This window comes from Campylobacter concisus (genome assembly GCF_002165775.1).
GTDB lineage: Bacteria > Campylobacterota > Campylobacteria > Campylobacterales > Campylobacteraceae > Campylobacter_A > Campylobacter_A concisus_E.
The window spans coordinates 26,662-41,083 of the sequence record NZ_NDYP01000009.1; the positions used below are offsets into that span (position 1 = coordinate 26,662).

At 38.3% G+C, this 14,422-nt stretch carries 12 protein-coding genes; 9 read left to right on the plus strand and 3 right to left on the minus strand.

All coding sequences use genetic code 11. The features are described 5' to 3' along the window. Positions 1–11: 11 nt before the first annotated feature. From B9N66_RS07825 to B9N66_RS07835, 3 genes are all read right to left on the minus strand, one after another. On the minus strand, positions 12–710 hold the full coding sequence (locus B9N66_RS07825; RefSeq protein WP_021091688.1) for a fumarate reductase cytochrome b subunit: 699 nt from the start codon (positions 708–710) through the stop codon (positions 12–14). Positions 711–829: 119 nt separating this feature from the next. Beyond that, positions 830–1,645, minus strand: coding sequence for a prolipoprotein diacylglyceryl transferase (lgt, locus tag B9N66_RS07830; RefSeq protein WP_084109406.1), 816 nt, complete (start codon positions 1,643–1,645; stop codon positions 830–832). Positions 1,646–1,685: 40 nt separating this feature from the next. Then, the gene (locus tag B9N66_RS07835) at positions 1,686–2,327 is read right to left on the minus strand and encodes an IMPACT family protein (protein WP_087580560.1); all 642 of its coding nucleotides are present in this window, start codon (positions 2,325–2,327) and stop codon (positions 1,686–1,688) included. A 126-nt stretch (positions 2,328–2,453) separates the two neighbouring features. On the opposite strand from B9N66_RS07835, the gene galU reads away from it, so the two are divergent. The 9 genes from galU to nrfD all read left to right on the plus strand — a co-directional run bounded on the left by galU (position 2,454) and on the right by nrfD (position 14,422). Continuing rightward, positions 2,454–3,275 (plus strand): UTP--glucose-1-phosphate uridylyltransferase GalU, encoded by an 822-nt coding sequence (galU, locus tag B9N66_RS07840; RefSeq protein WP_087580561.1) that lies wholly within the window; start codon positions 2,454–2,456, stop codon positions 3,273–3,275. Next, the gene (locus B9N66_RS07845; RefSeq protein ID WP_087580562.1) at positions 3,272–4,492 is read left to right on the plus strand and encodes a glucose-6-phosphate isomerase; all 1,221 of its coding nucleotides are present in this window, start codon (positions 3,272–3,274) and stop codon (positions 4,490–4,492) included. Before galU ends, B9N66_RS07845 begins: the two co-directional genes overlap by 4 nt. Positions 4,493–4,494: 2 nt before the next feature. Continuing rightward, positions 4,495–5,040, plus strand: a complete 546-nt coding sequence (locus B9N66_RS07850; RefSeq protein ID WP_087580563.1) for a DUF1287 domain-containing protein — start codon at positions 4,495–4,497, stop codon at positions 5,038–5,040. A gap of 62 nt (positions 5,041–5,102) precedes the next feature. Then, complete coding sequence (locus B9N66_RS07855; RefSeq protein WP_087580564.1) at positions 5,103–6,692, plus strand: ABC-F family ATP-binding cassette domain-containing protein; 1,590 nt, start codon at positions 5,103–5,105, stop codon at positions 6,690–6,692. 660 nt (positions 6,693–7,352) lie between these two features. After that, entirely contained in the window at positions 7,353–8,753 is a 1,401-nt protein-coding gene (locus B9N66_RS07860) for an aspartate ammonia-lyase (protein ID WP_087580565.1), read from the plus strand. Positions 8,754–8,844: 91 nt separating this feature from the next. Continuing rightward, the gene (locus B9N66_RS07865; protein WP_054196953.1) at positions 8,845–10,332 is read left to right on the plus strand and encodes an anaerobic C4-dicarboxylate transporter; all 1,488 of its coding nucleotides are present in this window, start codon (positions 8,845–8,847) and stop codon (positions 10,330–10,332) included. 294 nt (positions 10,333–10,626) lie between these two features. After that, positions 10,627–12,900: a thiosulfate reductase PhsA gene (phsA, locus tag B9N66_RS07870; protein WP_087580566.1), complete on the plus strand. Its 2,274-nt coding sequence runs from the start codon at positions 10,627–10,629 to the stop codon at positions 12,898–12,900. A 9-nt stretch (positions 12,901–12,909) separates the two neighbouring features. Beyond that, positions 12,910–13,494 (plus strand): 4Fe-4S dicluster domain-containing protein, encoded by a 585-nt coding sequence (locus tag B9N66_RS07875; protein ID WP_087580567.1) that lies wholly within the window; start codon positions 12,910–12,912, stop codon positions 13,492–13,494. Continuing rightward, positions 13,487–14,422 (plus strand): NrfD/PsrC family molybdoenzyme membrane anchor subunit, encoded by a 936-nt coding sequence (gene nrfD / locus B9N66_RS07880; protein ID WP_087580568.1) that lies wholly within the window; start codon positions 13,487–13,489, stop codon positions 14,420–14,422. The genes B9N66_RS07875 and nrfD overlap by 8 nt, the downstream gene beginning before the upstream one ends.

Sequence of the window (14,422 nt, forward strand, 5' to 3'; positions counted from 1 at the left end):
CTAGCTCCTTTTTAATGGCTGATCCACACGAAATCGGCGATTAGCGCAATTATAGCAAGTATGCCATAAACGGCAAATACAATTGTTTTTGCCTTATTTCTTTTGGCAAACATTTCGTGCTTATTTGCACCATCAATGCTTATCCATTTGACATACAAGCGGTACATACCGATACTAGCGTGAACGACCATAAAAACAAGTAGTGCGAAGTAGAAAATTTCTAGTTGATGAAATGCAGCCGCTGATTTGTCGGCAGTAATATGTCCGCCAAAGACTATATCCACTAGATGTGCGCTGGCTGCGAAAAATAGAGCAAAACCGGTTAAAAACTGAAACCACCAAAGCGTAGTATCAAGGTGCTTCATGCGGTCTTTGTGGCCTCTAAACATTAGATATTGTCTGTAGTTTGCTGGAAATTTTCTCATAGCTAAAAATGCATGAGCGATAAAAATGGCAAATATTACCGCGGCAATAACGTTAGTAATCCACCAAGTAGCCTCGCCGAATAAAAATTTAGCCTCCGCAAACCCTACGACAGCGTTAAATGCGTCTTTGCCAAGTAGTATAGTAGAAGTAAAAACCATATGGCACAATATAAAACAGGCCAAAATAAACCCTGTAATACTTTGCCATCTATCCCAAGCGGCTGGAGTGCGACTTTTTTTGTCGTCCGACCGTTTTCCCAAAAAACCTTCTATAAGCCCGGTCATGAGCCCTCCTAAGAAATTTGAAATAAATTATCATTTCTTAATACTAATTTAAATATCAGCATTAATTGATAAAGCTAATCGTATCAGAAATTTACTTTAATGTTTTTTAAACGTTTACATTAAATTTTCGTAAATCTCTTAAAAAGCATAATATAAACAAAAATTCCAAAGCTACACATAATAAGCGATAAAATTTGTCCCATTGAAAGATCAAAAACAATAAAACCAAGCCCAGAATCAGGCTCTCTAAAGAATTCGCAAACAAATCTTGCAAAGGTGTAAAAAATGGCATAAAGTGCGATCAGCTCGCCATTAAATTTCTTAAATTTCCTATATAAAAATAAAATAATAAAAATAACTAAACCTTCTAAGAATGCCTCATAAAGTTGGCTAGGATGCCTTGGCTGGCCAAAAACATTTATCGCCCAAGGCACATCCGTAACTCGCCCAAAAAGCTCTTGATTTAAGAAATTTCCGACCCTGCCAAATGTATAGCCAAAAGGTATGCAAACGGCACAAAGATCAAGTAGCTGCCATAAATTTTGTTTATACCTTTTGCAAAATAGATATGTCGCAAGCAAAAAGCCAACTACTGCTCCGTGGTAACTCATGCCACGAATTCCTATAAACTCGCCGTTATGAAATGGATTAAAAATTTGCCAAGGTTGTGTCAAGTAGTAGCTTACTTCGCCTGAATAGACTAAAACCCAGCCAAGCCTAGCGCCTAAAATAACGCCTATTTCAACCCAAAAAAAGTAGTTATCCAAGAGCTGATTTGAGATTGTGATTTTATCTTTTTTAACGAGATACTTTGCCATGGCAAGCGCCAAAACAAGGGCTAAAATATACATAAGCCCATACCAGTGCACGCTAAAGCCAAAGATACTAAAGGCTACTGGATTAAAGTGGTTATAAATGTCGTTCCAAATTTCCATTTTTACTTTCTTTTTAAAATTTTTGCGATTTTACAATGATTTAGCTTTGATGAGCGAATAAGCTCTTGCTACTAAGCGCAAGGGCTAAAAATTTAAACTCGCTTGCTTCAAATTCTTTGCAAAATTTAAATAGCTCGGCAAACTCAGCCTCGTTTAAATTTACGCTCCAGATCGCTCCAGTGTCATTAAATTCTCTTTCAAACTCGCTTAAATTTGTAGTGGCAAAATAGTGCTCAAAGCGGCTCATCAGTGAGAATGGCGTAAAAAATTTGATCTCATCTTTTATCTCAAATTTCATCACGCCACTATCTTTTATGGCCTCATTTATCACCTCATTTACAGCCCCAGAGTAGGCTCTTACAAGTCCTCCAGTGCCAAGCTTTATCCCGCCAAAATACCTGACTATCAAGACACCAACATTTATTAGCTCAGCACCCCTTAGCGCGTTTAGGCTTGGCTGACCGCTAGTGCCCTTTGGCTCGCCGTCATCACTTTGATTTTCAACGATTTGTCCGTATTTGTTTAATTCCCTTGTTGCCCAAACTACATGAACGGCCTTAAAATGCTCCTCTTTTAGGCGTTCATGCAAGCTTTTAAACAAGCTTATCGGGCACAAAAATGCCAAAAAATTTGACTTTTTTATATCAAGCTGGGCTTTAAAAATCCTATCAATTGTCTGCAAATTTGCTCTTTTTTTAAAATTTTAAAAATCTTATCAATTTGCTAATTAAAGCCTTGTAAATTCAAACAAATTTATATTATTAAGGAAAAGATAGTAGAATTTTGCAATTTTTTACGAAGGACTAAAATGATACAAACTTGCCTATTTCCAGCGGCTGGATATGGAACGAGGTTTTTACCAGCTACAAAATCGCTCCCAAAAGAGATGTTGCCGATCCTTACAAAACCGCTCATTCACTACGGCGTTGATGAGGCACTTGAGGCTGGCATGGATAATATGGCATTTGTCACAGGACGCGGAAAAAGGGCGCTTGAGGACTATTTTGACATCAGCTACGAGCTAGAAAAAGAGATCGCAGGTAGCTCAAAAGAGTCGCTGCTAAGCGAAGTTAGAAATTTAATGAGTTCGTGTACATTTTCATTTACGAGACAAAATGCTATGAAAGGGCTTGGACACGCCATTTATACTGGCAAAACTCTAGTTCGAGATGAAGCATTTGGGGTCATTTTGGCAGATGATTTATGTATAAATGAAAATGGTGAGGGTGTGCTTTCGCAGATGGTTAAAATTTATGAAAAGTATCGTTGTAGCGTAGTTGCTGTGATGGAAGTGCCAAAAGAGCAGACCAAGTCTTACGGCGTTGTAAGTGGTAGATTTATAGAAGATGATCTTATAATGGTTGATGATATGGTTGAAAAGCCTGATCCTGCCGAGGCTCCGACAAATTTAGCGATAATCGGGCGCTACATCCTAACGCCAGATATTTTTAACATTTTAGAGCGAACAAAACCAGGCAAAAACGGCGAAATCCAGATCACAGATGCACTAAAAACGCAAGCAAAAGATGGTATGGTGCTAGCTTATAAATTTAAGGGCAAGAGGTTTGACTGCGGCAGTATCGACGGCTTTATCGAGGCTACAAATTTCTTTTACGAGCGAAGTAAATGATAGAGACTTCATTTAAATTTAACTTTGCAAGCAGCGACGTCATCGACTCTTATGCCAAACGCATAAACGACGAGTACGAAAGCGGCGAGATAGGCTACTACCACCTGCCAGCTCTTGGCCAAAATTTACTTGGCGAGATCGAGGAGTATGAAAAGGGGCTAGCTCATATCAAAAACGTCGTGCTAGTTGGCATTGGCGGCAGCAGTCTTGGCGTAAAGGCGCTAAAATCGATGCTTGAAGGTACAAAGGGGATAAAAAGAGAGCTATTATTTTTAGACAATGTCGATCCTTGCAGCTATAAAAGCACGCTTGATGGGCTAAATTTTGACGAGACTCTTTTTATAATAAGCTCAAAATCAGGCAATACGATCGAGACGATTACTATTTTTAAGTGCTTGCTCGATGACTTTAGGCCTCAAAATTTAGGCAAAAATTTCCTCATAATCACCGATCCAGGCACAAATTTAGAAAATTTTGCCAAAGAAAATGGCATTAAATTTTTTAACATCCCAAAAAACGTTGGCGGTAGATTTAGCGTACTAAGTGCGATAGGTCTTGTGCCTCTTGGTATCTGTGGCTACGATATAAAGGCACTTCTGGATGGCGCACTTGCTTGTAAGAAGCAATATATTGAGCAAAAAGATAGCTCCATAGTCGCTAAAGCTTACCACTACGCCACTAGCAGAAATGCTAGTATAAATGTCATTTTTAGCTATTGCGATAGATTTTTTGAATTTAACGACTGGTACGTGCAGCTTTGGGCGGAGAGCCTTGGTAAAAAAAGAGGCTATAAAAGAGTCGGCCTTACGCCAGTTGGACTTGTTGGCAGCCGCGATCAGCACAGCTTTTTACAGCTTATCATTGACGGCGTAAAAGATAAGAGCGTGACATTTATAAAGATAAAAGATCACGCAAGCGACGAGGCTATCCCAAATTTGAGCCTAAAAGGGCTTGAAGAGTGCGATTTTGTAGCAGGACTAAGCCTAAATGAGCTTATAAATTTGCAGTGCGACGCGACAGCTATGGCGCTGGTGCAAGAGGGCATAAGTGTCGATACGATCACGCTTGAGAGGCTTGATGAGTTTCATGCTGGCTGGCTCATTTTTTACTACGAGCTACTAACCTCGGCCACTGGTATCATGCTAGGCATCAATACCTACGATCAGCCAGGCGTTGAGATAGGAAAACGTATCTTAAAAACTATGCTTTTAAAGTAAAAATGAAAAAATTTCTACTTTTAGCTCTTTTTGCCACGCAAATTTTTGCCTTTTCGGCGAGTAAATTTGTAAATGACGCTAGGTCACAGATCGGCGTGACGCTAAGCTACGACCCAAGCTACGAAAAGCTAGCCTATCCTATAGGTGACGTGGATATCAAAAAGGGCGTTTGCACTGACGTTGTGGTAAGGGCGCTACGTCATCAGGATATGGATCTGCAAAGGCTCATTTTTGAAGATATGAGTAGAAATTTCGCAAGCTATCCTAAAAAATGGGGACTTAAAAAGGCTGATAAAAACATCGATCACAGGCGTGTTTTAAACATCGCTACCTATCTAAAAAGAAAAGGTTTTGAGGTGAGCGATAATAAATTTCTGCCAGGGGATATCGTCACATGGATGCTGCCAAGAAATTTACCTCACATCGGTGTGATCTCAGATAAATTTGAAGGCCAAACACCGCTTGTCATCCACAATATCGGCTCTGGCGTACAAGAAGAAAATATACTTTATAACTACAAGATCACAGGTCATTTTAGGCTAAAGTAGCAAAATGGCTTTTTAATCAAATTTTAGGCAAAATCGCAAAAAAATAAATTTAAGGAAAAATAATGTTAGAAGTTAGGGGACTTACTCAAAGATTTGCAAGCAGTTTGCTATTTGAGGATGTAAATTTAAAGCTAAATCGCCACAACAGATACGGACTAATCGGCGCAAATGGCGCTGGTAAATCGACATTTTTAAAAATTTTAAGCGGAGCTATCGAGCCAACTAGCGGCGAGATCATCATAGAAAATGGCCTAAAAGTTGGCGTGCTTGGGCAAGATCAGTTTGCGTTTGAAAATTTCACGCTCAAAGATGCGGTGCTTTATGGTAACAAACGCCTATATGACGCTGTCAAAGAGAAAGAAAAGCTCTATATGAGCGAGGAATTTACTGATGAGATAAATGAGCGCTTAAGCGAGCTTGAGATGATAAGTGCCGAAGAGGATCCAAGCTACGAGTATGAGACTAGGATAGAAAAAATTTTAAGCTCGCTTGGGCTAAATGAATTTGATAAGCTCATGAGCGAGGTTGAAAACTCAGATAAAGTTAAGGTTTTGCTAGCTCAGGTGCTATTTCCAAAGCCAGACATCTTGTTTTTAGACGAGCCAACAAACAACCTTGACATAGACGCGATCGCATGGCTAGAAAACGAGCTAAACCGCCATGAGGGCACACTTGTGGTTATCAGCCACGATAGGCACTTTTTAAATAGAGTTTGTACAAACATTTTGGATGTGGATTTTAGAAAAATTCGCGAGTTTTCAGGCAACTACGACGACTGGTATATGGCTGCAAATTTGATCGCAAAGCAGCATGAGATGGAGCGTGATAAGAAGCTAAAAGAGAAAGAGGAGCTGGAGAAATTTATCGCGAGGTTCTCAGCAAATGCGAGCAAAGCAAGGCAAGCAACCTCTCGCGCAAAACAGCTTGAAAAACTCGATATCGCCGAGATCGCAGTATCAAGCAGACGCGATCCTAGTATACTATTTCGTGCAAATCGCGAGATAGGCAATGAGCTAATAGAGCTTAAAAATGTAAGTAAGAAATTTGATGATAAAGTGATATTTGAAAACTTTAACTTTAAGCTCGAAAAGGGCGACAAGCTAGCCATCATTGGCCACAACGGCGTTGGTAAAAGCACGCTTTGTAAGATCATAATGGGCGAGATAAAGCCTGACGCAGGCGAAGTGCATATAGGTGCTACCATCGAGCTAGGATATTTTGCGCAAGATACGGTAAATAAGATAGATGGCGAGCTAAAGCTTTATGAGTACTTGCAAGATGCCAAAAACAAGGACATCGACGAGATTAGAAAGTGCCTTGGTAGGATGCTCTTTAGTGGCGCTGAGCAAGAAAAGGCAGTGGGCGCGCTAAGTGGTGGCGAAAAACACCGAGTAAGGCTAGCTCAGCTTATGCTTCATAGACCAAATTTACTTGTAATGGATGAGCCAAACAACCACCTTGATCTCGAGGCTATCATCGCGCTTGGCGAGGCATTTTATAACTTTAATGGCTCAGTTATCTGCGTGAGCCACGACAGGGAGCTGATAGACGCCTTTGCAAATAGAATTTTACATCTAAAAGGCAATGGCGAAGTGGTTGATTTTAAAGGCACATATGAAGAATACAGAGCAAATTTGGGGCTTGAGAGCTAAAATTTGTTATTCCTTGCTCCTGATTGTAGGGGCAAGATTAAAATTTATATTTACTACAAATTCTTACAAATATTAATCTAACCATATAAATTAAAAATAGCTTATAAAAATTATCAAAATCCAATAAAAAGACTTTATAAATAAGAAAGAAAATTAATAAGAAATTTCTAAAGTATTAGTAAGATTTGTAAAATAAAATTTATTAAATAATATTTTTATGATGCTTAGTTTAAGGGCTCTATTTAAAAATTTAATAAATTTACTTTGCAATATGGTGATATTTACTTAGTTTTTACTTTCTAAAGTAATATTAGAAATAAAATTTAACTTTATTTTTTATATTTTTGGATATAAAAAGTGTGATTTAATATTTATTTTATGCTATTTTTCTATATATTTATCTTTTAAGCTTAAAAATTTAAATAAATTTGAGCTAATTATGAGCTTTTTATATAATAAAAAAGTGATATTATTATTAAAATAACAATTTATCTAAGCTATATTATTAAATATAGCTTAAAAGCTACTATAAATTTTTTTCCAAAAGTCGTTTTATCTAGGCTAAAAGTCAAAGCTTAAAAAAAATAAGTAGTAATTAATATTTAAAATATTAAATATCTATATAATTTCATTAATACATTTTTTATAAGGAGAATGGTTATGGCAACCAGAAAAGAACACGATTTTATAGGTGAGTTGGAAATCTCTGACGATTTTTATTATGGTATCCAAACATTTAGAGCTACCGAAAATTTTCACATGAGCGGTAGAACACTAAAAGAGTATCCATACTTTGTAAAAGCATTTGCACAAATCAAAAAAGCAGCCGCACTTGCAAATAAAGAGGTTGGCGTTTTAGATCCTAAGATCGCTGATACTCTAGCAAAAGCCGCTGATAGAGTAATAGCTGGTGAGTTTTTGGATCAATTTGTGGTTGATATGGTTCAAGGTGGTGCTGGAACAAGTACAAACATGAATGCAAATGAGGTTATTACAAACATCGCACTTGAGAGCATGGGTCATAAAAAAGGCGAGTATCAATACATCCATCCAAATGATCATACAAACCTTGGACAAAGCACAAACGACACTTACCCAAGCTCAATAAAAGTAGCAACTTACGCAAAGCTTACTGATTTGCTTGCTGCTATGAATTTACTAAAAGACGAACTTGAGAAAAAAGCAAAAGATTTTAAAGATATCATTAAAATGGGTAGAACTGAGCTTGAGGACGCAGTTCCTACAACGCTTGGTAATACATTTAACGCATTTGCAAGCTACATTAAAAGCGATATCGAAAAGATAACAGCTGCGCGCGAGTCAATGACATATCTAAATATGGGTGCAACTGCGATTGGTACAGGTATTAACTGCCATCCTGATTATAAAAATGTAGTTGTTAAAAAGTTAAAAGATATCACTGGTGTTGATTTCAAAAAAGCTGATGATTTCATCGCAGCTACACAAGACACTGCAGACTTCGTTCACGTAAGTGGTGCGTTAAAAACTGCAGCTGTTAGACTTTCAAAAATCGCAAATGACCTTCGTTTGATGAATTCAGGTCCAAGATGCGGTCTTGGAGAGATAAATTTACCGCAAATGCAACCAGGCAGCTCAATCATGCCAGGCAAAGTAAACCCAGTTATCGCTGAGGTTGTAGGCGAAGCGTGCTATGAAGTAATCGGTAACGACGTAACTATCATGCTTTGCTCAGAAAGAGGCGAATTTGAGCTAAATGCATTTGAGCCAGGCATTGCTTATGCGTTATTTAACTCTATATTTATCCTTGAAAACGCGATGAAAACACTAGCTGAAAAAGCTGTAAGAAAACTAACAGCAAATCCTGAAGCTTGCTTAAAATCAGTTCTAGGCTCAGTTGGTATCGTAACAGCATTTAACCCATACATTGGCTATGAAAAATCTGCAAGTATCGCTAAAGAAGCCCTTCAAACTGGTAAAGCAGTTGGCGATATCTGCCTAGAGAGAGGTTATCTAAGCAAAGAAGAGATCGATAAAATTTTAGAGCCAAAAAATATGCTAAATCCAAGCATGGTTAGGTAAAGATTTAAGCAAAGTATTATTAAAAGCGTGTCAAAATTCTGGCACGCTTAAGTAAAAATTTTAGTTATAAAATTTAATAGAGGAGTTTTCAATGGATATTTCATTGATATTACAGTTGATCGTGCTTTTTGGTGCGATATTCTTGGGTGTTAGACTAGGCGGTATGGCTATTGGTTATGCTGGTGGCATTGGCGTCGTAGTTTTAACTTTAGGACTTGGATTAAAAGCAGGTAGTATACCTTGGGATGTTATTTTAATCATTATGTCCGTTATAGCTGCTATTACAGCGATGCAAGTAGCTGGTGGCCTTGATTATTTGGTGCAAATAGCTGAAGGGATACTAAGAAAACATCCAAAATATATAAATTTCTTAGCCCCAGTTGTCACTTACTTGCTAACTGTATTCGCTGGTACTGGACACACAGCATTTTCTATGATTCCAGTCATTACCGAAGTTGCAAAGACACAAAACATTAAGCCTAGCGCGCCTCTTAGTATAGCTGTTGTTGCTAGTCAGATAGCTATTACTGCAAGCCCAGTTTCAGCAGCGGTTGTATTTATGGCTGGTGAGCATGCTTTGGGTGGACTTGGCATTAGCTATCCATTACTATTAGCTATCTGGATACCTACAACTTTTATTGGTTGTATGCTAACAGCTCTTGTTATAAATATATTTTATAACCTTGATCTAAGTAGCGATAAAGAGTATCAAAGAAGACTTAAAGAAGGGCTAATCAAAGATGTTAAAATTGAAGAGAAAAAAGAGCTTCCAAAAGGAGCTAAACTATCTGTTTTAATATTCCTGGTTGGCGTTATCTCTGTCGTTTTATATGCTACTGCTATTAGTAAAAACGTAGGCTGGATAAAACCAAGCTATGTAACAGGTTATGAAAAAATTTATGAGACCAAAAGTCCAGATAAATTTAATGAACTTGTTGCAAAAGATATAAAAGTCAAAACTGACTCAACTACTAATGTAAAATATGTAGAAGATCCAGATAAACCTACAAAGGTGTTGGTATTAACTAGAGATAACGCTATTATGAGCTTTATGCTAGTTATCGCTACTTTAATCACACTAACTTGTGGCGTTAAAGTCGATAAGTTATTTAATACAGCTACATTTAAAAGTGGTATGACCGCGTGCGTCTGCGTGTTGGGCGTGGCATGGCTTGGAGATACTTTTGTGGTAAATCACACCGATGCGATCAAAAATTTTGCCGGCGATTTTGTTAAAGACTATCCGTTTATGCTAGCTGTTGCGCTATTTTTTGCTAGTATGCTTCTTTATTCTCAAGCTGCTACCGCAAAGGCACTTATTCCTACAGTTATAGCCGCACTTGGTCTAACTGCTGCAAATAACGGTGACGCATATATTTTAGTTGCATCATTTGCTGCAGTTTCAGCATTGTTTGTGTTGCCAACATATCCGACACTACTTGGAGCCGTTCAAATGGACGATACTGGAACAACTAGGATAGGTAAATATATATTTAACCACTCCTTTTTTATTCCAGGCGTTTTAGCTATTGCTTTTTCTGTCGCACTTGGATTTTTGATAGCTCCGATACTTTTATAAGTATTTTAAATCAAACTTAAGCCGAGATCTCTCTCGGCTTTTTAAATCCCTTTAAAATTTTTTAATTTCTATCCAAAATCCTTAATCAAGATTTTATATTCAAAATTTTTATAAGATCGCGTTAAAAATTATATTAATTAAATCTATCATTTTTAGAATTTTATTCATTTTGATATTAGAATACTCATTTTTTAAAACTAAAAATCTAAATATAAATATTAAGTAAAATTTAATTTTATTTTCAACTTTAAATACTAGAATAACTAAAGGCAAATATCTTTTAAAGGGAGAAAGATGAGCTTAAATAGACGATTATTTTTAAAATTCGGTGCTGGAGTTAGTATGGTTGCATCGTCCTTGCCGGGTGGTGCTTTAGAAAATGCTGCAAAGCAAGATGAGAAGTACGTCCGCAGCTTTTGCGAGATGTGCTCTTCAAGATGCCCTATCGAAGCAAAGGTCGTTGATAATAAAATTTGCTTCTTAAGCGGTAATCCAAAAGCTGGCGGTACGGCGACTTCGCTTTGTGCAAGAGGTGGCTCTGGTTTTAGTCAGCTTTATGACGAAAATAGAGTCAAAAAGCCTTTGATCAGGGTTGGAGAGAGAGGAGAAAATAAGTGGCGTGAGGCTAGCTGGGACGAGGCACTTGACCTAGTTGCTTCAAAAATGCTTGAGATCAAGCAAAAGTATGGCCCTGAAAGCTTTGTCTTTACCTGTAAAAGCTCGCAAACACATAAGCTAATGGTAAATTTTGCCTCAGCTTACGGCTCGCCAAACTGCTTTTCACACTTTTCGTGCTGTCCGATCACATATCAAATGGTCTGTGAGCAGATGTATGGCATAGCTAAGCTAAAAAGAGACTTTGCAAATGCAAAATACGTTGTAAATTTTGGCCACAATCTTTTTGAAGGCATCGTCATAGCTGATGCTAAAAAGCTTGCTAAATTTGCAGCTAAAAAAGATACAAAGCTACTTGTGCTTGAGCCAAGATTTAGCGTTGTAGCTTCAAAAGCTGATGAGTGGCTGCCAGTTAGACCCGGTACCGATCTAGCTTTTGTGCTAGCTATCATAAATACATGGATACAAAATGGCACTTACGATAAAGAATTTATAGAAAAATTTACAATTGGCTTTGATGAGATCGTTAAAAGTGTAGAGGGCAAAACGCCTGAGTGGCAAGAGGCGATCACTGGTATAAAAGCAAGTGATGTTAGGCGAATCGCTGATGAAATTTATAAAGCTGCCCCAAGAGTTATTTTTGATTTTGGGCATAAGACAACCACTACAAGAGCTGAATATATGCGAACAAAAGCCATCATGGTGGCAAATGCGATGATGGGTAACTGGGAGGTCAAAGGTGGTCTTTTTGGTGGCAAAAATGCAAAAACCTTTAACAAGCTAGTTGGCGAGGATAAATTTCCAGTTCTTAAAAATCCAGATGAGAAATTTAAAGTGCCAAAAGTCACTAGACTAGACTTCGCTGGCGAGGCTGGTAGGCATAAATTTGTAAGTAGAAAACATGGCGTTTTGATGGATATAAATGACGCTATCTTAAATGAAAAGCCTTACGCCATAAAAGGCTGGTTTAATATCCGCTTTAATCATCTAATAAATGTTGCTGAGACGATGAAGAGCATAGAGGCGATGAAGAAGCTTGATTTTATCGTGGTAAGTGATGTTTATCTAAACGATATGGCGACCTTTGCTGATGTCATCTTGCCTGAGAGTAGCTACCTAGAGCGCGACGAGGGCATAGAGGATAAGTCAGGTCTAAAGCCAGCTTATATGATAAGAAATAAAGTTATTGATCCAGTTGGCGACACAAGAGATGGGGCGTTTATCTTTAGAGAGCTAGCACGCCGCATGAAGATAGATGAGCTTTATACTTGGAACGACATACGTGAGTTTAGGATGCAACAAGCTGGCGGAGATGTAAATTTACTTGCTACGCTGGAAAAAGATGGCTTTATCACGTGGGATGAGCCGGGAATTTTGTTTAGAGAAAAGGGCATGATCGATAAATTTGTCGCTAAATATCCAGTCGCATCTAAATTTGTAGGCGAAAATGGTCTAATGGATGATATGGCTAAGCTTAAAACAAAAAGCGGCAAGATAGAGCTATTTTTACCTGATGTTGAAGCGCAGTTCGCAGGATATGGCGCGCTAAATGACAAAGATATGGATACATTTGACGGACATGATCTTTGTCTAACTTGTGGCAAAACGCCTATTCATACCAACGGCCATACTCAGGCGGTGCCGTCGCTTCATGATCTTATGAGTGATAGCCCTATCTGGATAAATCCAAAAACAGCTAAACGTAAAAATTTACGTGATGGCGATATGGTTGTGGTGAAAAATAAATTTGGCGAGCAAAAGGGCAAGCTCATGGTGACCGAGGGCATTAGAGAAGATACACTCTTTATCTATCACGGCTTTGGGCACATCACTCCAGCTCTTAAGAGTATAGATCACGTAGGGCTAAATACAAGCGTGCTTCTTAATCCAGCCGAAGGGCCAGTGGCTGCGACTATGGTTACAAATGTTGGCGTTAGCATAAGTAAAGCGTAAGGATAGAAAATGAAAAAATATATGATGATACATGATGAAAATTTATGCATCGGCTGTCAAGGCTGCTCGGTAGCTTGCAGAAGTGCAAACAACGTGCCAAGGGGACTTTACCGCGTGCCAAGGGGACTTTACCGCTTGCAGGTGCATGCGAAGATGAGTGGGACATTTCCAAATTTAAAGACTGACTTTTTACGTCAAAGCTGCGTTATGTGTGAAGATGCACCTTGTGTTGAGGTTTGCCCAACTGGAGCTAGCTTTAAAACGGCTGATGGCGTGACGCTGCTTGATCACAGAATTTGCGTTAGTTGCAAGTACTGCATCCTAGCCTGTCCATACGACGCTCGCTACGTCTTGCCAGATGGCGAGATAGGCAAATGCACATTTTGCTATGAGAGTAGGCTAGAAGAGGGCAAAGAGCCAGCTTGTGTTAGCGTCTGCCCTACCAATGCCCTAACTTTTGGCGACGTAAATGATGAAAACTCTAAAATTTCAAAGAAACTAAAAGAGAGCAAATACTACTTGCCAAAAGCGGAGTTAAACACAAAACCTTCACTTGCGATGATCACAAATACAAAAGGAGCACACCATGAATAACATGTCAGGAAGCCTAGCTCAATACACAGAAATTTACTGGGGCTGGCCGATAGCTTTTTATCTATTTTTAGCAGGACTTAGTGCGGGTGCTAGCATCGTTGCTGTGCTCATTTCAAAAAAGTATGGCAAAGAGAACTACTATTTTAAAGCAGCTGCTCTTATCGCTCCAGTGGCGATCGTCCTTGGACTTGCTCTTTTGGTGCTTGATCTTGGCAAGCCGCTTAGCTTTTACTGGATCTTGTTGCTTTATAACTTTGACTCAGTTATGTCAATAGGCGTTGCACTACTTTTAGTTTATACGCCTCTTAGCGTTATATATGCAGTTGGTGCATTTAAAAACGAGATTGCATTGCTTAAAATTCCTCTTTTTGATGTGGTTGCAAATTTTGCTAGCAAGCTTTCAAGCCTACTTGAAATTTTGCTTTTTATCCTAGGCATTGGCGTTGGTGCATATACAGGCTTCTTGCTAAGCGCAGCTCACAAGATCGCACTTTGGAACACACCAGTTTTACCAGTATTATTCTTGGTGTCTGGCTTAAGCTGTGCTGGTGCATTTACATTATTAATCGGTGTACTAAAAGATAAAGAGAAAAAACATAACGATGCTGCACACTATTTATTAAAATTTGACTTTTTTGCGATTATAGTTGAGTTTTTACTTATAGTTGTACTTTTTGTACTTGTTTCAAATGCAAGTGCAAGCGGCGCAAATACAGTTGCTAGTGCACTCAGTGTAAATTCTCTTGGTTTGATGTTTTATATAGGTGTTATTGGTTTTGGTATGGCATTGCCTATCATTTTGGATTTAAGCGTTTTAAAGGTGCATGATTTTAAACGCGAATTTGCCGTGATCAACGCGCTATTCGTAATATGTGGCGTCTTTTTGCTAAGGTGTTACATTGTCTATGCGGGGCAAATTTTTATTTAA